The organism is Enterobacter cloacae complex sp. 394I7 (assembly GCF_057320345.1).
Map to the genome: position 1 here is coordinate 442,091 of NZ_JBXWCR010000002.1, position 20,819 is coordinate 462,909.

The 20,819-nt window shown below is 55.4% G+C and carries 23 protein-coding genes; 13 read left to right on the forward strand and 10 right to left on the reverse strand.

From position 1 onward, the window contains the following. The 4 genes from nrdE to AC2FAP_RS13205 all read right to left on the reverse strand — a co-directional run bounded on the left by nrdE (position 1) and on the right by AC2FAP_RS13205 (position 3,343). A complete protein-coding gene (gene nrdE / locus AC2FAP_RS13190; protein ID WP_449541519.1) occupies positions 1-2,145 on the reverse strand; it encodes a class 1b ribonucleoside-diphosphate reductase subunit alpha in 2,145 nt (714 codons plus the stop codon). Beyond that, on the reverse strand, positions 2,118-2,528 hold the full coding sequence (gene nrdI / locus AC2FAP_RS13195; RefSeq protein WP_014171316.1) for a class Ib ribonucleoside-diphosphate reductase assembly flavoprotein NrdI: 411 nt from the start codon (positions 2,526-2,528) through the stop codon (positions 2,118-2,120). Before nrdI ends, nrdE begins: the two co-directional genes overlap by 28 nt. Continuing rightward, entirely contained in the window at positions 2,525-2,764 is a 240-nt protein-coding gene (gene nrdH / locus AC2FAP_RS13200; protein WP_020883865.1) for a glutaredoxin-like protein NrdH, read from the reverse strand. The genes nrdI and nrdH overlap by 4 nt, the downstream gene beginning before the upstream one ends. Before the next feature lie 252 nt (positions 2,765-3,016). Beyond that, the gene (locus AC2FAP_RS13205) at positions 3,017-3,343 is read right to left on the reverse strand and encodes an ElaB/YgaM/YqjD family protein (RefSeq protein WP_449541520.1); all 327 of its coding nucleotides are present in this window, start codon (positions 3,341-3,343) and stop codon (positions 3,017-3,019) included. A 160-nt stretch (positions 3,344-3,503) separates the two neighbouring features. Between AC2FAP_RS13205 and AC2FAP_RS13210 the strand changes: the two genes are divergently transcribed. Then, positions 3,504-3,848, forward strand: a complete 345-nt coding sequence (locus AC2FAP_RS13210; protein WP_006811693.1) for a DUF2002 family protein — start codon at positions 3,504-3,506, stop codon at positions 3,846-3,848. Between the two features lie 32 nt (positions 3,849-3,880). Here the strand turns inward: AC2FAP_RS13210 and alaE are convergent, their stop codons facing one another. Then, the gene (gene alaE, locus AC2FAP_RS13215) at positions 3,881-4,330 is read right to left on the reverse strand and encodes an L-alanine exporter AlaE (RefSeq protein ID WP_020883866.1); all 450 of its coding nucleotides are present in this window, start codon (positions 4,328-4,330) and stop codon (positions 3,881-3,883) included. A 493-nt stretch (positions 4,331-4,823) separates the two neighbouring features. On the opposite strand from alaE, the gene stpA reads away from it, so the two are divergent. Continuing rightward, positions 4,824-5,228, forward strand: a complete 405-nt coding sequence (stpA, locus tag AC2FAP_RS13220; protein ID WP_020883867.1) for a DNA-binding protein StpA — start codon at positions 4,824-4,826, stop codon at positions 5,226-5,228. A 38-nt stretch (positions 5,229-5,266) separates the two neighbouring features. Here stpA and AC2FAP_RS13225 read toward each other — a convergent pair whose 3' ends face one another. From AC2FAP_RS13225 to AC2FAP_RS13235, 3 genes are all read right to left on the reverse strand, one after another. Then, complete coding sequence (locus tag AC2FAP_RS13225) at positions 5,267-5,446, reverse strand: YodC family protein (RefSeq protein WP_014171310.1); 180 nt, start codon at positions 5,444-5,446, stop codon at positions 5,267-5,269. Between the two features lie 79 nt (positions 5,447-5,525). After that, on the reverse strand, positions 5,526-6,047 hold the full coding sequence (locus tag AC2FAP_RS13230) for a rhodanese family protein (RefSeq protein ID WP_150342913.1): 522 nt from the start codon (positions 6,045-6,047) through the stop codon (positions 5,526-5,528). A 9-nt stretch (positions 6,048-6,056) separates the two neighbouring features. After that, complete coding sequence (locus AC2FAP_RS13235) at positions 6,057-6,356, reverse strand: ArsR/SmtB family transcription factor (RefSeq protein ID WP_020883869.1); 300 nt, start codon at positions 6,354-6,356, stop codon at positions 6,057-6,059. Between the two features lie 179 nt (positions 6,357-6,535). Between AC2FAP_RS13235 and AC2FAP_RS13240 the strand changes: the two genes are divergently transcribed. Beyond that, positions 6,536-6,694, forward strand: a complete 159-nt coding sequence (locus tag AC2FAP_RS13240; protein WP_032678825.1) for a YqaE/Pmp3 family membrane protein — start codon at positions 6,536-6,538, stop codon at positions 6,692-6,694. On the opposite strand, the gene AC2FAP_RS13245 is transcribed toward AC2FAP_RS13240, so the two are convergent. Beyond that, positions 6,691-7,620, reverse strand: a complete 930-nt coding sequence (locus tag AC2FAP_RS13245; protein WP_020883871.1) for a LysR substrate-binding domain-containing protein — start codon at positions 7,618-7,620, stop codon at positions 6,691-6,693. The genes AC2FAP_RS13240 and AC2FAP_RS13245 overlap by 4 nt on opposite strands. Positions 7,621-7,940: 320 nt before the next feature. Here AC2FAP_RS13245 and AC2FAP_RS13250 point away from each other — a divergent pair, with 320 nt between their 5' ends. The 6 genes from AC2FAP_RS13250 (at position 7,941) to AC2FAP_RS13275 (ending at position 15,556) form a co-directional block, all read left to right on the forward strand. Further along, a complete protein-coding gene (locus tag AC2FAP_RS13250; protein WP_047366136.1) occupies positions 7,941-8,546 on the forward strand; it encodes an ankyrin repeat domain-containing protein in 606 nt (201 codons plus the stop codon). Between the two features lie 106 nt (positions 8,547-8,652). Then, positions 8,653-10,194, forward strand: a complete 1,542-nt coding sequence (fdrA, locus tag AC2FAP_RS13255) for an acyl-CoA synthetase FdrA (RefSeq protein WP_272756027.1) — start codon at positions 8,653-8,655, stop codon at positions 10,192-10,194. Beyond that, the gene (locus AC2FAP_RS13260; protein ID WP_032680426.1) at positions 10,194-11,609 is read left to right on the forward strand and encodes a YlbE family protein; all 1,416 of its coding nucleotides are present in this window, start codon (positions 10,194-10,196) and stop codon (positions 11,607-11,609) included. The genes fdrA and AC2FAP_RS13260 overlap by 1 nt, the downstream gene beginning before the upstream one ends. An 11-nt stretch (positions 11,610-11,620) precedes the next feature. Continuing rightward, on the forward strand, positions 11,621-13,165 hold the full coding sequence (locus tag AC2FAP_RS13265) for a xanthine permease (RefSeq protein WP_138014110.1): 1,545 nt from the start codon (positions 11,621-11,623) through the stop codon (positions 13,163-13,165). A gap of 44 nt (positions 13,166-13,209) precedes the next feature. Further along, complete coding sequence (locus tag AC2FAP_RS13270) at positions 13,210-14,160, forward strand: carbamate kinase family protein (protein WP_149376079.1); 951 nt, start codon at positions 13,210-13,212, stop codon at positions 14,158-14,160. Positions 14,161-14,176: 16 nt separating this feature from the next. Continuing rightward, the gene (locus AC2FAP_RS13275; RefSeq protein WP_449541521.1) at positions 14,177-15,556 is read left to right on the forward strand and encodes an amidohydrolase family protein; all 1,380 of its coding nucleotides are present in this window, start codon (positions 14,177-14,179) and stop codon (positions 15,554-15,556) included. A gap of 18 nt (positions 15,557-15,574) precedes the next feature. On the opposite strand, the gene AC2FAP_RS13280 is transcribed toward AC2FAP_RS13275, so the two are convergent. Then, positions 15,575-16,495: a LysR substrate-binding domain-containing protein gene (locus tag AC2FAP_RS13280; protein ID WP_020883878.1), complete on the reverse strand. Its 921-nt coding sequence runs from the start codon at positions 16,493-16,495 to the stop codon at positions 15,575-15,577. A gap of 281 nt (positions 16,496-16,776) precedes the next feature. Between AC2FAP_RS13280 and AC2FAP_RS13285 the strand changes: the two genes are divergently transcribed. From AC2FAP_RS13285 to AC2FAP_RS13300, 4 genes are read left to right on the forward strand one after another with little or no spacing between them, the layout of a single operon-like run. Beyond that, positions 16,777-18,108 (forward strand): MFS transporter, encoded by a 1,332-nt coding sequence (locus tag AC2FAP_RS13285; RefSeq protein ID WP_032678819.1) that lies wholly within the window; start codon positions 16,777-16,779, stop codon positions 18,106-18,108. Positions 18,109-18,144: 36 nt separating this feature from the next. Then, entirely contained in the window at positions 18,145-18,894 is a 750-nt protein-coding gene (locus AC2FAP_RS13290) for an SDR family NAD(P)-dependent oxidoreductase (RefSeq protein WP_073396522.1), read from the forward strand. 12 nt (positions 18,895-18,906) lie between these two features. Next, positions 18,907-19,752: a transketolase gene (locus AC2FAP_RS13295; protein WP_047742226.1), complete on the forward strand. Its 846-nt coding sequence runs from the start codon at positions 18,907-18,909 to the stop codon at positions 19,750-19,752. Further along, positions 19,752-20,750 carry a transketolase family protein gene (locus AC2FAP_RS13300; RefSeq protein WP_426494284.1) on the forward strand — a complete coding sequence of 333 codons (999 nt, stop codon included), beginning with the start codon at positions 19,752-19,754 and terminating at the stop codon, positions 20,748-20,750. The genes AC2FAP_RS13295 and AC2FAP_RS13300 overlap by 1 nt, the downstream gene beginning before the upstream one ends. The last annotated feature ends 69 nt before the right edge of the window (positions 20,751-20,819 follow it).

Below are 20,819 nucleotides of genomic sequence, written 5' to 3' on the forward strand. Positions count from 1 at the left end.
TTACAGCGCGCAGGACACGCAGCCTTCAATTTCGGTACCTTCCAGCGCACGCTGGCGCAGGCGAATGTAGTAGAGGGTTTTGATCCCTCTCTTCCAGGCGTAAATCTGCGCCCGGTTGATATCGCGCGTGGTGGCGGTGTCCGGGAAGAAGAGCGTCAGCGACAGCCCCTGATCCACGTGTTTTGTCGCCTCGGCGTAGGTATCAATAATTTTCTCAGGGCCAATCTCATACGCGTCCTGATACAGGGCCAGATTGTCGTTGGTCATGAACGGGGCAGGGTAGTAAACGCGCCCGGTCTTACCTTCCTTGCGGATCTCAATCTTCGACACAATCGGGTGGATACTCGACGTGGCGTGGTTAATGTAAGAGATTGACCCGGTTGGCGGTACGGCCTGCAGATTCTGGTTATAGATGCCGTAACGCATCACATCGTCCCGCAGCTGCTGCCACATCTCGCGGGTGGGCAGGAGAACCCCGGCATCGGCAAACAGCTGGCGCACTTTGTCGGTTTTCGGCTGCCAGTCTCCTTCCAGATATGGCCTGAAGTACTCACCGCTGGCGTAACGCGACTGTTCAAAGCCCGCAAAGCGCTGGTTACGCTCGCGCGCCAGCATCATAGAGGTATGCAGCGCATGCCAGGTAATGGTGTAAAAATAGAGGTTGGTGAAATCCAGTCCTTCCGGGCTACCGTAGGCGATACCTTCCCGCGCCAGATAGCCGTGCAGGTTCATCTGCCCAAGGCCGATGGCGTGCGAGGCGGCATTACCGGCTTCAATGGACGGCACGCTGCGGATGTGGCTCATGTCTGACACCGCGGTCAGCCCGCGAATGGCGGTCTCCACCGTGCGGCCAAAATCGGGGGAATCCATGGTGTGGGCAATATTCAGCGACCCGAGGTTACAGGAGATATCTTTGCCGATGTCGGCGTAGTCCAGGTTTTCGTCATACGTTGATGCGCTGTTCACCTGCAATATCTCCGAGCAGAGGTTGCTCATATTGATTCGCCCGGCAATCGGGTTCGCACGGTTGACCGTATCTTCATACATGATGTACGGATAGCCGGACTCAAACTGAATTTCGGCCAGCGTCTGGAAGAAATCGCGGGCGTTAATGTACTTCTTACGAATGCGATCGTCGGCCACCAGATCGTGATACAGGGCGCTTATCGCCACATCACCAAACGCTTTCCCGTAAATACGCTCAATGTCGTAGGGCGAGAAGAGCGCCATCTCGGCATTTTCTTTGGCGAGCGCAAAGGTGATATCCGGAATCACCACCCCAAGCGACAGGGTCTTAATGCGGATTTTTTCATCGGCGTTTTCACGTTTGGTATCCAGGAAGCGCAGGATATCCGGATGGTGCGCGTGCAGATAGACCGCCCCCGCGCCCTGACGCGCCCCCAGCTGGTTGGCATACGAGAAAGCATCTTCCAGCATTTTCATGACCGGAATCACGCCGGAGGACTGGTTTTCGATGCGCTTAATTGGCGCACCGGCTTCACGCAGGTTCGACAGCAGAAACGCCACACCGCCGCCGCGTTTAGAGAGCTGCAGCGCCGAATTCACCGCGCGACCAATCGACTCCATATTGTCTTCGATGCGCAGCAGGAAGCAGGAGACCAGCTCGCCGCGCTGAGCTTTTCCGCAATTGAGAAAGGTCGGTGTGGCGGGCTGGAAACGGCCGGAGAGCATCTCATCCATCAGGCGTTCTGCCAGCATTTCATCGCCCTGCGCGAGCGTCAGGGCAACCATCACCACGCGGTCCTCGAAGCTTTCAAGATAGCGTTTGCCGTCGAACGTTTTCAGGGTATAGCTGGTGTAAAACTTCCATGCGCCAAGAAACGTCTGGAAACGAAAACCGCGGCTATGGGCTTGCCCGAACAGCGTCTCCACAAAGGCACGATCGTACCGGGCCAGCACGCGCTCTTCGTAATAGCCTTCCTTGACCAGATAATCGAGACGTTCATTCTGGCTTGCAAAGGTCATGCTGTTGGGGCGGACGTGGGTGGCGATAAACGCCTCCACCGCCTCATGATCTTTGCCAAACTGAATGTGCCCCTCACGGTCATAGAGGTTCAGCATTGCGTTTAATGCGTGGTAATCCGGTGTCGCCTGAATTACACGTTCTGCGGTTGTCGTTGCCAAAATTCGTTCACTCCTTTACGCACGTTCTCTACGTCCTGCTGTGTCCCCATCAGTTCAAAACGATAGAGATACGGCACGCCGCATTTTTGAGAAATGACATCCCCGGCACGGCCAAAGGCATCGCCGAAATTGCGATTGCCCGCCGCGATAACGCCGCGAATAAGCTGTCGGTTGTGGGGATCGTTGAGAAAGCGGATCACCTGACGAGGCACGGCCCCCGCGGTGCCACCTCCACCATAGCTCGGGACCACCAGAATGTAGGGGTCGTCTACCCGGATCCGTTCCCGCTCATTAAGCGGGATACGTATCGCAGGCAGCCCGACGCGCTCAATAAAGCGGAGCGTGTTTTCCGAGCTGCTGGAGAAGTAGACCAGCCCACTCATGCCCTGGCGGCCTGGGCGGCGAGGCGGTTAATCATGTCGGGGCGAAAGCCGGACCAGCTGGTCTCCCCGGCGACGACGACCGGCAGCTGGCGAAAACCTTGCGCCCGCAGGGTATCGGCAGCTTCGGGCTGCAGGTCAATGTTCACCATCTCAAAGGCCACTCCACGGCTTTCCATTGCACGTTTTGTCGCGTGGCACTGAACACAATCGTTACGAGTGTAAATAATAATGCTCATGATTCGTATTTCCATTTAAAATGAGAGAGCGGCGCGAATCATCGCGTCAGGTTGTGTGTATCTTGCTAAAGGGAATACTAGATGTGGTTGTCGTAAGATTCAACCATACAAGATATGGGAATTTCAGATTGATATGGCCCCGATGATGAGCACAGCGGGGCAGGGCGGGCTGTACGGCTTTTTCAGGCGCGCAGGCAAAGAAAAGCCCCGGGGGCTGACGCGACCGGGGCGGATACGGACAGGCTGAGACGACTATTTGCGCAGGCTAAGCAGCGCCCCCACGAAGATACCCACCGCGGCTACCGTACCAAGCGTACAGAGGGGTTTTTCGCGAACGAAGGTATTGGCGCAGCTGATGGCATCGCAGGCAGCCTGCGTGGTGCGCGAACGCCCATTCATGCGGGCGCGGGTTTCACGTAGCAAAGACTGAGCCTTACGTTTTGCGGCATCCGCTTCGTCCTTCGCACCGGAACCCCAGGATTGCAGCACTTCTTCCAGCGAGTCCGCTAATTGGCTGACATCGTTACGAATATCCTGTGTGTCGTCGTTAATATCGTTTCGGTTCGGTCTGTTAAACATACGATCCTCCGTAATTTTGCGTTCCCGTTTAGTTTAGTCCAGAAATTTAATATCTGAAGCGCGTCACGCGTTATCTGGCAGTTTATGGAATATTCTGAAAGCCCTGCTAATGCTGAATACTGTAAGGTTGCCGGGCAGGAAAAGATAACGAGGAAAAGATATGTATTTACGACCTGATGAGGTGGCGCGCGTTCTTGAAAAAGAGGGATTCACCATGGATGAGGTGACATCAAAAGCGTATGGATATCGCCGTGGCGAGAATTATGTTTACGTTAATCGTGAAGCAAGAATGGGACGTACCGCTCTCATTATTCACCCGACGCTGAAAGACAGAAGTTTGTCATTTGCTGAGCCTGCCTCGGATATTAAAACCTGCGATCATTATCAGCAATTCCCACTGTATTTAGGTGGTGAAACGCATGAACATTATGGTATTCCGCATGGCTTCAGTTCGCGTATGGCGCTGGAGCGGTTTTTGAAGGGACTGTTTGGCGACGTACAGTAAATCTGCGACTGGCATTCGCCAGTCGCCTCACATCATGCTTTGGCCTGGCTGTACTGGCTGACCTTAAACAGGCGGCGACAGTAGTCGAGAAAATAGCCATACACCGCACCCATCAGCATTGAAATCACGATATTTGAACTGACCGCTGCGACGATTTGATGCCAGTCTGCGCCCACTGTCAGCAGAATAGCCACGTAAACCGGCGACTGGAACGTCACGTATGCCAAAACGTCGGCGAGGTTTTTCACCCACCCTGACGGGCTAATACGACGCGCAAAGCGCATGACCGCATCGCGGTATAATCCGTAAGGCCACGCAATAATAATGTTGACCGGAATTGCCACCAGGCGAGAAGAAAGTGACTGCTCAAAGGACATTCCGGAGAGGAAAATTTCGATCAGCATGTTCACGACGGAACAGTAAACAACCATCGCGAAGGTATCCGCTACCGCATGGCGCAGGCGAGATTGCGGTGAGAACATGTCTGAACTCCTTGAGAAGAACACAATAGAAACGATTTTCCCTCAGCGGTTAGTGCTTTAGGTTGGTTTGTCAGGCGTGTATAGCGTATATCTCTGCCTTTGAACTAACAACTAGTTATTAATTTTTATTTAGTCGCGTTTTGTCCACAAAATTCTCTAAAATTGCGTGTTTTTTGTTCGGTTCGTTATAATCTGTCCCTGTCGTCAGTTTTTGTATGTAAATCAATCTGTTGATCTTGAGCGTGTCGAAGCGAACGTTCTTCCCGAACGACGACAGTGCGGCATGCTTTGATTTGGATTAAATCTAACCGTTTATACTGAGATAAAGATTGAATCCGGCGGTACCGACAGTTATCCGCCGATATTATTAAACGCGATATTTTAAAACATTTACATTTTTAGCAAGACGTGCCCGCGGGTAGATATTCCAGGCGAAATGAATTATTCTCTTGTCGATTTTTCGATTTACCCTAAAGAAAAGGTTTTCAAATATATGTCTTTGACGTTACAGAATCTTAATAATATCCGAACTCTGCGTGCGATGGCGCGTGAATTATCCCTGGACGTTCTTGAAGAAATGCTGGAAAAAGTCAGGGTCGTTGCTGAAGAGAAACGGAGTGAGCTGGCTGAATTAGAGCAACAACGCGCTGAGCAGCAGGAAAAAATTAATGCCCTGCTGGAACTGATGAAAGCTGATGGTATTTCACCGTCCGATCTCCTCGGTTCAGATATGGCGCAGGCCGGTAAGCCAGCGAAAAAACGTAAACCGCGTGAAGCGAAATATCGCTTTATTGATCTCAACGGTGAAGAGAAAACATGGACCGGTCAGGGGCGTACGCCAAAGCCTATTGCCAATGCACTGGCAAATGGTAAATCACTGGATGATTTTCTGATTTAATCCATGAGCCGGGCGGAAGACACCGCCCGGTTGCCTGTTTAGCAGACGCCGAAATCACCCTCTTCGGTATACAGGGCCAGGTCTGCGGCCTTCAGGGTAAATTTCTCGCCTTGCTCATTGCTGGCCTGAACCGCCACAACGCTATCGCCGTTCACTTCGAGTACTTTCAGTTTTGGGCCGCCTTTACGCGGTTGCACATAATCACCGACAGAAAACATACTACCTCCTCATCGTTTCAATGATCTTCACCTTAGCCCACGTCTGATGCCGGGTACAGCGTATTTCACCGATTACTGCTTACGAGGTACGCCGGTTCCAGGGCATCACTTTCAGCAGTCTCGCCATTCCGCAAAACCCGGTCAGCCCGGCAAACAGCAGCCCGGCCCCCACAAAGCCGCTCAGCAGGAAAAAGCCGCTGGAGAGCGTAAAGCCCAGCACGACCCCGCACAGGGTGAGCAGCCCGGCGGCAATTTGTACCTGGCGCATCAACGGCAGCGGCTGTGACGTGTCTTCCTGCGTGATCAACCCGGCCTGCTTCCACCCCTGAATTCCGCCTTCAACGATAAATGCCTGAGCAGGCGTGGCAGCCTGAGCAAGGCGGGCTGCGTTCGAGGATGTCCGGGCGCCAGACTGGCAGTGAAAAATCACCGTTTCTCCCGCGTGCGTCTCAAGCCCGCCGGGTAAGGTGTCCAGCGGCACGGACCGGGCGGCGGGAATATGCTCGCGGGCATATTCGTCGGGATCGCGAATATCGATCAGTTTTGCACCTTCAGCAACGAGCGCATTGGCCTGCTGGGGTGAAATGAGCGGTAGTGACATGGTGGCTCCTTACGGGCAATAGAGGCTTTTCAGGGTGCTGATCAGCTGATGCACCGCATCGTTTTTAATGAAATACAGGATGCGCTGCGCTTCACGGGTGCTGTCGATAAGCCCCTCTTCACGCATACGCGCCAGATGTTGTGACGTGGCGGATGGGCTAAGCCCCGTCGCCCGCGCCAGATCGCCCGCGCTGGTACCCGGTGTACCGCACAGCATGCAGAGGATCAGCAACCGACGCGGATTGCTCATCGCTTTTAACAGGGCTGCGGCCTGTCCGGCGCTGGCCTGAAGTTGTTCGAGTTCAGTCATGTTAGTTTAGTATTTACTTAATTAAGAAAACTCTAAACTAATGGGGAGGATTAAGCCAGTGTCAAAAGCGTAAAAGAGGGTAAAAGGGCGATAAAGAGATGGCGCAGGCCGTTAAACTGGCTACGCTTAGAGAATGTTCTCTTTTTTATTTTCAATTGGTTAGCTTGCACGGAGTCGTTATGGGTTTTTGGCGTATTGTCTTTACTATTATCCTGCCACCGCTGGGCGTGCTGCTCGGCAAAGGGTTTGGCTGGGCGTTTATCATTAACATCGTTCTGACCTTACTGGGCTACATCCCTGGTCTTATTCACGCGTTTTGGGTGCAAAGCAAAAACTAAGCGCGCCACAATAGGTCGCTGTATATCCCGGTCAGCACGCCCTGTGGACCAAATTGCTGTTTGATCCAGCGCGTGACCTGGCCGGTCGCCGCATGCTGCGTGGCAAGCAGCATGCGTGAATCCTGACGCGGATTATTGATTCGCCGCGTGACCAGCAGCCCGTCCTCCACCGCCTCGCGGGCCATATATTCCGGTAAAAAACCAATCCCGTCCCCAAGGATCTGACACTGGCATTTGGTGTTGAAGTCGGGCACCAGAATCGCCTCCTGGCCGTGCAGCAGCCAGCCGACCTTCTTGTTTATAGTGTGCGCCGTGTCTTCCACCATGATGTTGGGGTACAGACGCAGCTGGCTTTCGGCTATCGGCTCCGGCACGAAGGCCAGCGGGTGTTCCGGCGCGATGGCGAATACCCAACGGATGGCACCGATCTCGGTGTAATCAATGCCGCCGCCGTCGAGCAGCGTATCCGGTGCGCCAATCGCGATATTGGCCTGGTTGTTGATGATGGAGTCCCAGACGCCGTTGTAGACCTCGGTCGTGACGGTGATCTGGCAGGTAGGAAACTGTTTTTTCAGCACCTGCAGCAGCCGCGCCGTATGGCGTGGGGTGTACAAAAGCTGATTGATGCAGATGCGGACCCGCGCCTCAATGCCCTGCGAAATGGTGTCTATCCCGCGCTTGATGGCATGAAAATCATTCAGCAGGTCGGTCGCTTTACGGTAAAAGTAAAACCCCGACTCGGTCAGCTCAATGCTGCGCGTATTGCGTACAAACAGCACCACATCCAGCCCGGTCTCCATTCGCTTGATGGTGTAACTGATGGCAGAGGTGGTTACGCCAAGCTCGGTGGCGGCTTTGCTGAAGCTGCCAAAGCGTGCCGCCGTGGTGAAGGCCAGCAGGTTCTCTTCAGTAAAGATGGAATTCATATTACGGCTCCTGTTAGCCATCAGTTTTGAACATATTTTAACAGCGCTGTTACAACGCATATGACGGCGGTCACAGTTCTGATTATTCGCGTCGAGCCGCGTCATGTCAGGCTTCATCAGGCATAAGCAGAATGCTGCCTGAGGCGAATAAAAGCGCTAAAACATAAGTAAAAGATTGCACGGCCGCACATTTTGGCTGAATTGTTGAATTTAACTCAATAATGAATTGACTGTCGATGAATGATTTTTAAGCGGATTCTTTTCTCACCAGGCTGTTGCTATTCTCAGGTCATGAGCAATACATCATGGGGAGTCTGAATATGTCTGCGAACGAACTCGTTACTGAATTTTTGCTGGCGGCAGAGCAGGGCAATATTGACGGGCTAAAAGCCTGCCTTGAAAAAGGTGTCGATATTAATGTCACTCAACGCCAGAAAAGAACGGCCGTTATTATTGCCAGCCTGAAAAAGCATTATGACTGCGTGGCATTTTTAATTGCCGCCGGAGCAGATATTGATCAACAGGATCAGACCTGTTTTAACCCCTTCCTGATTAGCTGCCTGACAAATGATTTAACCCTGCTGCGGATAGTTTTACCCGCCAACCCGGATCTTGATCGCCTGACCCGCTTCGGTGGCGTCGGCATTACGCCTGCCAGCGAGAAAGGGCACGTTGAGATTGTGCGCGAGCTGCTGGAGAAAACCGATATTAACGTCAACCACACCAACTTCGTGGGCTGGACGCCGCTGCTGGAAGCGATTGTCCTCAACGATGGCGGCGCGAAACAGCAGGAAATTGTAAAGCTGTTACTGGATAACGGCGCAAATCCGCACATGACCGATAAATACGGCAAAACCCCGCTCGAACTGGCGCGGGAAAAAGGCTACCACCAGATAGCAGACCTGCTGCTGGCCGCAGGCGCGTAATTCCTTCGGCCAGCCTTTTCCGGCTGGTCGCTCATTCAGACAGTATTTTACCGACGTGCCTATTGCACGACGGCGGCCCCCTTTTATCCTCATTCAGGAGAAAATAATGCCCACCAAAATCGTCATAAAAAAGAATACCTATTTTGACTCGGTGTCATTGATGTCGGTTTCCACCAAGGCCAATAAATTGCCGGGCGTTGAGCAGGCTTTTGTGGCTATGGCGACAGAAATGAACAAAGGCGTTTTAAAAAATCTCGGGCTATTAACGCCGGAATTAGCGGATGCCAAAAACGGCGACTTAATGATTGTGATTAAAGGCGAGGCGGCGAATGACGAAACGCTGGCAGCCATCGAAGCGCTTTTCACCCGCAAGGAGAGCGGCGGGAGCCATGAAGCGCGTTATGCCACCCTTGCCAGTGCGAAAACCCATCGCCCTGAGAGCAACCTGGCGGTGATTTCAGTAAACGGCACGTTTGCCGCCCGCGAAGCACGTCAGGCGCTGGAAAACGATCTCAACGTCATGCTCTTCTCCGACAACGTCAGCCTTGATGATGAACTGGCGCTGAAGCAGCTGGCACACCAGAAAGGGCTGCTGATGATGGGGCCGGACTGCGGTACGGCCATTATCAACGGTACCGGGCTGTGCTTCGCCAATGCCGTGCGCCGCGGACCGATCGGTATTATCGGGGCGTCCGGGACCGGCAGCCAGGAGCTGAGCGTGCGGATCCATGAATTCGGCGGCGGCGTGTCGCAGCTGATTGGCACCGGCGGGCGCGATCTGAGCGAAAAGATAGGTGGCCTGATGATGCTGGATGCCATCGCGATGCTGGACGCTGACGACGCCACCCAGGTGATTACCCTCATCTCTAAACCGCCTGCGCCGTCGGTGGCAGAAAAAGTGCTGGCCCGCGCCCGCACCTGCCGCAAACCGGTGGTGGTCTGTTTCCTCGGTCGTCATCAGCCGCCGGCTGATGACGGCAACCTGCAGTTCGCCCGTGGCACCAAAGAGGCGGCGCTGAAGGCCGTGCTGTTAACGGGGGTGAAAAAAGAGTCTCTCGACCTGCATCCGCTGAACTGGCCACTGATCGAAGAGGTGCGTGCCCGGCTGACACCCCAGCAGAAATACATCCGCGGCCTGTTCTGCGGCGGCACCCTGTGCGATGAGGCCATGTTCGCCGCGCTGGAAAAGTTCGACGACGTCTACAGCAACATTCAACCCGATCCGGCGAAACGGCTGGACGATATCAACGTCAGTAAAGCCCACACCTTCCTTGATTTTGGCGATGACGATTTCACCCACGGCAAACCGCACCCGATGATCGATCCGACCAACCGCATCAGCCGCCTGTTGCAGGAGGCGCGTGACCCCGAGGTGGGGGTGATCGTGATGGACTTTGTTCTGGGCTTTGGCGCGCACGAGGATCCGGTCGGCGTGATGCTTGAGGCCATAAAAGAGGCGCAGGCGACGGCGAAAGCCGATAACCGCCCGCTGGCAATTCTCGGCTATGTGCTCGGAACCGACCAGGACTCACCGTCCCTGGCACAGCAGTGTCAGCTTCTGACCGAGGCAGGGGTGATCTGGGCGAGCAGCAGCACCAACACCGGATTACTGGCACGTGAATTTGTCTTTAAAGGGGAGACTGCCTGATGACGACCTTATTTAACCAGCCGTTGAACGTGATTAACGTCGGTATCGCGCTGTTCAGTGCGGATCTCAAAAAGCAGCATATCCCCGTGACCCAGCTCGACTGGACGCCGCCGGGGCAGGGGAATTTGCAGGTTGTAGAAGCGCTGGATCAGCTGGCCCTTGCGCCACTGGCTGACAAAATCGCCGCCGCCAATAAGATTGCCCTTGAGCGCATTATCCAGTCCCATCCGGTGCTGGTGGGCTACGACCAGGCAATCAACGTCGTGCCGGGCATGACCCGCACCACCATTCTGCACGCCGGTCCGCCCGTCAGCTGGGAAAACATGTGTGGCGCAATGAAAGGGGCCGTGACCGGGGCGCTGGTGTTTGAAGGGCTGGCACGCGATATCGACGACGCGGAGCGCGTGGCGGCGTCAGGGGCGATCACCTTCTCGCCCTGCCACGAGCACGACTGCGTAGGCTCAATGGCGGGCGTCACTTCGGCATCGATGTTTATGCACATCGTTGAGAATAAAACCTATGGCAACCGGGCGTTCACTAACCTTAGCGAGCAGATGGCGAAGATCCTGCGCATGGGCGCCAACGACCAGAGCGTTATTGACCGCCTGAACTGGATGCGTGACGTGCTCGGCCCGATGCTGCGCGATGCCATGAAAATCATTGGTGAAATCGACCTGCGCCTGATGCTGGCCCAGGCGCTGCACATGGGCGACGAGTGTCATAACCGCAACAACGCCGGCACCACGCTGCTGATCCAGGCGCTGACGCCCGGGCTGATTCAGGCCGGGTATCCGGTGGCACAGCAGCGTGAGGTGTTTGAGTTCGTCGCCAGCAGCGATTACTTCTCCGGCCCGACGTGGATGGCGATGTGTAAAGCCGCCATGGATGCCGCACACGGTATTGAGTACAGCACCGTGGTCACCACCATGGCGCGTAACGGCTACGAGTTCGGCCTGCGCATCTCCGGGCTGCCGGGGCAGTGGTTCACCGGCCCGGCGCAGCAGGTGATAGGGCCCATGTTCGCGGGCTACAGGCCGGAAGACTCCGGGCTGGATATTGGCGACAGCGCCATTACCGAAACCTACGGTATCGGTGGTTTTGCGATGGCCACAGCCCCGGCGATCGTGGCACTGGTGGGTGGCACGGTGGATGAAGCCATCGATTTCTCCCGTCAGATGCGCGAGATCACCCTCGGTGAAAACCCGAACGTCACCATACCGCTGCTCTCGTTTATGGGCATTCCAACCGCCATCGACATCACAAAAGTCGCGGGCAGCGGCATTCTGCCGGTCATTAATACCGCCATTGCTCACAAAGACGCAGGTATTGGCATGATTGGGGCGGGCATCGTTCACCCGCCGTTTAGCTGTTTTGAAAAGGCGCTGTTGACCTTCCGCGATCGCTACTTTTTATAAGGCATGCATCCATGAAAAACATGAAACTGGAGTGGAAAAGAGGTGACTGGGCGGCGTATTTCGGGTTGATGACCAACAACCTGACCAATTTGCTGACCATGATGGGGCTGCTCATTTTTGTCGTCGGCATCCCGAAGGAGATTGTTTATGGACGCATTGCGCCAGCCTTCGGGCTGGCGGTGCTGGTCGCGAGCGTCTGCTACGCGTGGTTTGGCCTGCAGATGGCGCGCCAGACCGGGCGTACGGATGTCACCGCGCTGCCGTCTGGCCCAAGCGCGCCGTCAATTTTCACCGTGACCTTTCTGGTGCTGATGCCGGTCTACCAGCAAACCGGTGATGCGGATTTCGCTATCCAGATTGGTCTGGTGTGGTGCTTCGTGGAGGCGATGATTCTGGCGGGCGGTTCGTTCCTGGGGGAAACCATCCGCAAGATGATCCCGCGTACCGTCCTGCTGTCGTGCCTGTCCGGGCTGGGCCTGCTGCTGCTGGCGATGAACCCGATGCTGCAGGCGTTTGAGGCACCTACCGTGTCGTTCATCGTGCTGCTGCTGATCTTTATTAACTGGTTTGGTAAAAAGCCGATCTTCGCCAAAATCCCGACCGGCCTGCTCTTGCTGATTGCCGGTACCGCGCTGGCGTGGATCTCCGGTCTGCAAAGCCCGGAGGCCATCAAAGCCTCAATGTCGTCGTTTGGCTTTAACCCGCCGGAAGTGCATGTCGACAGCTTTATGCAGGGACTGCCGCACGCATTACCGTACCTGGCTTCTGCCGTCCCGCTGGGTCTGGCGAACTACATTTTTGACCTGGAAAACATCGAAAGCGCCCACGCGGCGGGGGATGAGTACCCGACCCGCAAGGTGATGCTGGCAAACGGGCTGGCCTCCATGCTCGGGTGTCTGATGGGTAACCCGTTCCCGGTGACGGTTTACGTCGGCCACGCGGGCTGGAAAGCGATGGGAGCCAGCATTGGTTACACGCTGGCCTCCGGTGTGACCATGTTTATCGTGCCGCTGTTCGGGCTGGGGGCGTTTATGCTCGCCATCATACCGATGACCGCCATCGTGCCGATTCTGGTTTTTATCGGGGTGGTGACCGCCAACCAGGTAGTAAGGGAAACGCCCAAAGTGGAGGTCCCGGTGATCTTCATCTGCCTGTTCCCGTGGATCGCTAACTGGGCGCTGACCATGATGAACAGCGTGATGGGCGCGGCGGGGACCAGTGCGGCGAAAATTGGCACCGACGTGCTGCACAGCAAAGGGATCTACTACCAGGGACTGGTGCATCTGGGTAACGGCGCACCGCTCGCCAGCATGCTGTGGGGCTGCATCGCTATCTTCGCCATCATCAACAAACCGCTGCGCGGAGCCGTGGCCGCCGCCGTTGGAGCGTTGCTGGCGCTGTTCGGCGTGATCCACGCGCCAGTGGTTGGCTTTGCCGAAGGCAGTTCGCTGATGTTTGTCACGGCCTACCTGATGATGGGGGGCATGTTTGTGGTGAAACATTTTCTTGATAGCCGCGACGCGGTGAGCGCGCCAGCGCCGGTTTCGGAGTCCTGATAATGGCTGATGTCCTCACCCCGCACCATTTCAAAGGAAACACTATGAAAGAGCTCATGGTCGTCGCCATTGGCGGCAACAGCATTATCAAAGATAACGCCAGTCAGTCCATTGAACACCAGTCTCAGGCCGTGAAACTGGTTGCAGAGTCAGTGCTGGAGATGCTGGCGTCTGACTATGACATCGTGCTCACTCACGGTAATGGCCCCCAGGTGGGGCTGGATCTGCGCCGCGCTGAAATTGCTCACGAGCGGGAAGGGCTACCCCTCACGCCGCTGGCAAACTGCGTGGCGGATACCCAGGGCGGTATCGGCTACCTGATCCAGCAGGCGCTCAATAACCGCATGGCCGCCCACGGCGAGCAAAAAGCGGTCACGGTCGTCACGCAGGTGGAAGTGGATAAACACGATCCGGGTTTCGCTCATCCCACCAAACCTATCGGCGCGTTTTTCAGTGAGACGCAGCGTGATGCGCTCCAGCACGCCCATCCTGACTGGCATTTTGTTGAAGACGCCGGGCGCGGTTATCGTCGGGTGGTGGCTTCGCCGCAGCCGCTGCGTATCGTTGAAGCGGAGGCTATCAAGACCCTGACGCAAAAAGGCTTTGTGGTGATCGGGGCGGGCGGTGGTGGTATTCCGGTGGTGCGCACAGCACAGGGGGATTACCAGAGCGTCGATGCGGTGATTGATAAGGATCTCTCGACCGCGCTGCTGGCCCGCGAGATCCATGCCGACGTGCTGGTGATCACCACCGGGGTGGAGAAAGTGTGCATCAACTTTGGTAAGCCGGACCAGCAGGCGCTGGATACGGTGAATGTGGCGCAGATGAAACGCTACGTGGCGGAGGGGCACTTCCCGGCGGGCAGCATGCTGCCGAAAATCGTCGCCTCGCTGGCGTTTCTGAACGACGGCGGCAAGCGCGTGGTCATCACCTCGCCGGACTGCCTGCCTGCGGCGCTGCGCGGTGAGACCGGTACCCACATTGTGAATGCGTAAGTAAAAGGAAGAGAAGATGAGTGAGAATAAAAGCCGACGCGAGTTTATTAGCCAGAGCGGCAAAATGGTTACCGCCTGCGCCCTGTTTGGCACCACCGGATCCGTCGCGTATGCTGCAGAGACCGCGAAACCACGTTGTGAGACAGGCAAACCGATGAACATTACCGCCAGACACTACTACCTGGATAACGTGCTGCTGGAGGCCGGGTTCAACGTTGACGGCGGCGTGGCGATAAGCACCCGCACCGAACTGAAAACACTCGAAATTAATGACGGCAAAATTGTCGCCCTGCGTGATAACAAAAGCCATGCCGATGCCACGCTGCTACACTATGATGCAGGCAGTAAGCTGATGCTGCCCGCGATGCGCGACATGCATATCCACCTGGATAAAACCTTTTACGGCGGTCCCTGGCATTCCCTTAACCGCCCGGCGGGCACGACCATTCAGGACATGATCCGTCTTGAACAAAAATTGCTGCCAGAGTTACAGCCCTACACGCAGGAGCGTGCGGAAAAGCTTATCGATCTAATCCAGTCGAAAGGCTCCACCCTCGCCCGCAGCCACTGCAATATTGAGCCGACATCCGGCCTGAAGAATCTGGAAAATCTCCAGGCCGTCTTAGCGCGCCGCAAGCCGGGGTTTGACTGTGAAATTGTCGCCTTCCCGCAGCACGGCTTGCTGTTATCGCACTCCGAAACGCTGATGCGCGAGGCCATGCAGGCTGGCGCACACTACGTGGGCGGTCTGGATCCGACTAACGTGGACGGTGCGATGGAAAAATCCCTCGACACGATGTTCCAGATTGCGCTGGATTATGACAAAGGGGTGGACATCCACCTGCATGAAACCAGCCCGGCAGGCGTCGCGGCGGTGAACTACATGGTAGAGACCGTGGAGAAAACGCCCGCGCTGAAGGGCAAACTGACCATCAGCCACGCCTTCGCTCTGGCCACGCTCAACGAGCAGCAGGTCGATGAAATCGCCACCCGCATGGCGGCGCAGCAGGTGACCATTGCCTCTACGGTGCCGATTGGCACCCTGCATATGCCGCTGAAGCAACTCCGTGACAAGGGGGTGTTCGTCATGACCGGCACCGACAGCGTCATTGACCACTGGTCGCCGTATGGGCTGGGCGATATGCTGGAAAAAGCCAATCTTTACGCCCAGCTCTATATTCGCCCGAATGAACAGACGCTCTCCCGTGCGCTGGGTATCGCCACCGGTGATGTTCTGCCGTTGAACGACAAAGGCGAGCGCGTGTGGCCAAAAGCGCAGGACGATGCCAGCTTTGTGCTGGTGGACGCTTCCTGTTCCGCCGAGGCCGTGGCGCGGATTTCACCGCGTACCGCGACCTTCCATAAGGGCCATCTTGTGTGGGGCACCGTCTCCTGACGCCACGTCGGGGTATTGCTACAGGTGATACCCCGACAGACGCAGCTCGCGATCAATCCACTCAACAAACTGCTGGATCTTCCAGGTGCGCTCGTTCATGTGCGGCATCACCAGATGATGCGCATTAATGGCGATCCCCGTTTCATCTGGTAGCACCTGCACCAGGGAGCCATCGTTCAGGTGATCGGTGGCCATCATCTTGCTTTCCAGAATAAATCCCAACCCCATGCGCGCGGCTTCAAAGCTCATGTAGGAACGATCAAAACTCAGGCTGAAGTTGAGCCAGGGTCGATCGATATTGTGCCAGGCAAACCATTTTTCCCAGTTGACGAGAGTGCTGGTCGACGAGATAAGCGCCTGTGAAAGCAGGTCCTGCGGCGTGTTGACGGGATGTGCACGCAGATATGCCGGTGAGGCCAGCACCACCAGCGCATCGTTTTTAATGGTCATGACCCTGTAAGCGTCCCAGTCCGGGATGCCGTGGCGAATATCAATATCGATGTTATCGCGTGCAAACTGCAGGTTCTCATAGGAGCAGGAAAGATTGACCGTAATATCCGGGTATTCACTGCGAAATTTGCCGAGCCGGCGCAACAACCACGTCAGGCCAAACGTTGGTGAAGAGTGAACGCGCAATACCGGATTATCAGCCTCTTTCATCACCTGTTCGGTTGCACGGCCGATGGCGCTCATCGCTGCGGAGACGTCGCGCAGATATTTTTCCCCCGTCGGTGTCAGGGTCACGCCTTTGCCGCTGCGGATAAATAACTTCTTCCCCATCCAGGATTCCAGCGAGGCGATCTGATGACTGACGGCTGACGCGGTGACGTTAAGCTGTTCGGCTGCCAGATGGATACTGAGAGAGTTGGCCACGGCGATAAAGGACTGAATATTTCGCAGCGAGGGTATGGGGAGGGTCTGGCGATCCTGCGCGGGCATGGCCCACTCCTTTTAAACGAGACAATTTTAAAAAACATAACATTGCGGCATCGTGTCAGCAATTTTTACCCGGCTGAATGGATTAAACATGATCCTGTTCACAGTGTTTTATCGATGAATATTGATGAGGGTTACATTTTATTTTTATGACCTGCATCGCGTATCAAATTTATCTCAGCAATAAATGAGTTTTATTGAATGGTGTTTCGTTCGATAGCCAATATATTGACGTTGAACGCATAAATAAAACGACTCACGTTGTTCGAATAATGAGGTAAAACATGTCTCGTATAGAACAAGTTGCCCCCTACATAGCGACAAAGAAAACCAATTACCGTTTCGTTGTGCTGGCATTAATTTTTATTGTGTATGCCATTAACTATGCCGACCGAACAAATATTGGTGCTGTACTTCCTTTTATCATCGACGAGTTTCATATCAATAATTTCGAAGCCGGTGCGATCGCCAGTATGTTCTTTTTGGGATACGCCCTGAGCCAAATACCGGCGGGCTTTTTTATCGCCAAAAAGGGCATTCGCGGGATGGTGGCGCTGTCGATATTTGGCTTCTCGGCGTTTACCTGGTTGATGGGGACTGCGACCTCAGTGCTGGGCCTGAAGTTTATCCGCCTCGGGCTGGGGTTAACCGAGGGGCCATGCCCGGTGGGGTTGGCATCAACGATCAATAACTGGTTTCCACCAAAAGAGAAGGCCACGGCGACCGGCGTCTATATTGCTGCCACCATGTTTGCCCCCATTCTGGTGCCGCCGCTGGCAGTGTGGATTGCCATGACATGGGGCTGGCGCTGGGTCTTTTTCTCTTTTGCTATTCCGGGGCTGGTCATTGCTGTCCTGTGGTATTTACTGGTACGTACCCGGCCTTCCGAGAGCCCTTTCGTGTCAAAGGCCGAACTGGAGACCATCACCGCAGGTCAGGCGACACCGGATGCCAGACGGGAAAATATCGTGATTTCCCCCGGCTTCTCCCGCCTTGACCGTCTGATCCGCGTACGGGATCTGTCGCCCATCAGCACGGTAAAAGGTCTGTTCACATCGAAAAATATTCTCGGTGACTGTGTGGCCTACTTCATGATGGTCAGCGTGCTGTATGGCCTGCTGACCTGGATACCGCTTTATCTGGTGAAAGAAAAAGGCTTTACGTTCATGAGTATGGGCCTCGTCGCGAGTATGCCGTGTATCGGCGGTTTTATCGGCGCGATTTTTGGCGGCTATGTCTCCGATAAATGGCTCGGGCGCAGGCGTAAACCGACCATGATGTTTACAGCCATCAGCACCGTACTGATGATGGTCATCATGCTGAATATCCCGCAAAGCACCGTTGCGGTTTGTGTCGGCCTCTTTTTTGTTGGTCTCTGTCTGAATATAGGCTGGCCCGCCTTCACCGCTTATGGAATGGCCGTTGCGGACAGCAAAACGTATCCCATCGCCGCATCAATTATTAATAGCGGCGGTAATCTCGGCGGATTTGTTTCGCCGATGCTGGCAGGTTATCTGCTGGATAAAACTGGAAGCTTTAATTCTGTCTTTATTTATTTCGGTATTTGCGCAGCAATTGGATTAGTCATGATTATCTTGCTGGAAGAACCGAAATAATAAATAAAACCTCTCTTACAATACTGGAGTAAATATATGCTTCTGAAAGATAAAGTCGCCGTGATTACCGGCGCGGCTTCTGTGCGCGGTTTGGGTTTCGCCACGGCAAAATTATATGCCGAGCAGGGCGCGAAAGTGGTCATTATTGATTTAGATGCCGAGGCCAGCCAGCGTGCGGCTGCATCTCTGGGTGAAGGGCATCTGGGGCTTGCGGCAAACGTCAGCAACGAGTTGCAGGTGAACGCAGCCATTGAGCAGGTTCTGGGTAAATATGGGCGCATCGACATTCTGGTGAATAACGCCGGGATAACCCAGCCGCTCAAACTGATGGATATTAAGCGCGACAATTACGATGCCGTACTGGATGTCAGCCTGCGCGGTACGCTGCTGATGTCCCAGGCGGTGATTCCCACTCTGCGCGCGCAGAAGTCCGGCAGCATTGTCTGTATCTCTTCAGTGTCGGCACAGCGCGGCGGCGGTATTTTTGGCGGCCCGCACTACAGCGCTGCAAAAGCCGGCGTGCTGGGGCTGGCCAAAGCCATGGCCCGTGAGCTTGGGCCGGATAACGTGCGCGTGAACTGCATCACCCCGGGGCTTATCCAGACGGACATCACCGCTGGCAAGCTGAGCGATGAGATGAAAACCGCCATTCTGGCGGGTATTCCGCTCAACCGTCTTGGTGATGCACAGGATGTTGCCCGTGCCGCGCTGTTCCTGGGGAGCGATCTCTCTTCTTATTCCACCGGTATCACGCTCGACGTCAACGGCGGCATGCTGATCCATTAAGGGGAGACGAGAATGACGAATACGACAGTTCAACAGGTTGCCGCGGCCGCGTGGCGCATTCGCCGCTACGCGCTGCGAATGGGCGAAGTACAAGGTCAGGGCTATATCGGTCAGGCGCTGGGCTATGCCGACGTGCTGGCAACTGCGTTTGCGCACGGTATGACCTTCAGGGCTCAGGAGCCGGAGTGGGAAGGCCGCGACCGCTTCCTGCTCTCCCACGGACATTACGCCATTGCGTATTATGCGGCGCTGATTGAAGCGGGGATCGTTCCTGAAGAGGAACTTGAAACCTACGGCTCGGATGACAGCCGCCTGCCGATGTCCGGCATGGCAACATATACGCCCGGCATGGAGATCTCCGGCGGTTCTCTGGGGCAGGGACTCAGCATTGGTGTGGGAATGGCGCTGGGGCTGAAGCACAAACAGAGCACGGCGTGGGTAATTAACTCCATGTCTGACGGTGAGCTAGACGAAGGTTCAACCTGGGAAGCCGCCATGTCAGCCGCGCATCATGGGCTCTCGAACCTGATTGTGCTGGTGGACATTAACCGGCAACAGGCGGACGGTAATTCACATAACATCCTCGGTTTTGAGCCGCTGGAAGATAAGTGGACCTCCTTTGGCTGGTATGTACAACGCGTTAACGGTAACGATATCCCCGCGCTGGTGTCGGCGTTTGATAATGCCAGACGCTATCCCGAACAACAGCCGCGCGTCATCTTATGCGACACGCTGATGGGCAAGGGCGTACCTTTCCTCGAGCAGCGTGACAAGAACCATTTTATTCGTGTGGATGCCGATGAGTGGCAAAAGGCGCTCGCCGTGCTCGATGCGAATAAACCAGAAGGAGTCCTGTAATGAGCCAGCCCGTCGAAAATAAACCGCGTTTAACCACCTCCGCCATGATTGCCTCGATTGCAGAGGAAGGGCAGGAAACCCGGGCCGCGCCGTTTGGCCACGCGCTGGTGAAACTGGCGGCTCAGCGTCAGAACATTGTCGGCATGACGGCAGATTTGTCGAAATATACCGACCTGCATATCTTTGCCCAGGCATACCCTGACCGTTTCTTTCAGATGGGAATGGCGGAACAGCTGTTAATGGGGGCGGCAGGGGGGATGGCCAAAGAGGGCTTTATTCCCTTTGCCACCACCTATGCCGTGTTCGCCACCCGCCGTGCCTACGATTTTATTCATCAGGTCATTGCTGAGGAACACCTCAACGTCAAGATTTGCGCCGCGCTACCGGGGTTGACCACCGGCTACGGGCCAAGCCATCAGGCAACGGAAGATATTGCGATCATGCGCGGCATTCCGGGCATGACCATTATCGATCCTTGCGATGCGATTGACACCGAACAGGCGGTGCCTGCCATTGCCAGCCACGAAGGGCCGGTTTATATGCGTTTGTTACGCGGTAAGGTTCCGGTGGTGCTGGATCAGTACAATTACCGTTTTGAAATAGGCAAAGCCGCGCTGCTGGAAGAGGGCAGTGATGTGCTGATTATCGCCTCAGGGCTGATGACCATGCGCGCACTGGAGGCGGCAAAGCAGTTGCGCAAGGATAATGTCAGCGTGGCGGTACTTCACTCACCCACGATTAAGCCCCTGGATGAAGCGACCATTCTGGCGCAAGCCGCGAAACCCGGACGTCTGGTTATTGTGGCTGAAAACCACAGTAGCGTTGGCGGGCTTTGTGAAGCCGTGGCGTCGCTGTTGATGCGCCATCGCGTTAACGTCGACTTTGACACCGTTGCGTTGCCGGATGCTTTCCTTGATGCGGGTGCGCTACCGACCCTTCACGCGCGTTACGGGATTTCGACTGCCGCCATGGTGCAGAAGATCCGGCGCAGGCTCTGATTTTCAGACGGGTATGTTGTCAACGGGCGAGGGGTGTTTTACCCTCGCCTCTGTTGCGATAAAGGAGTC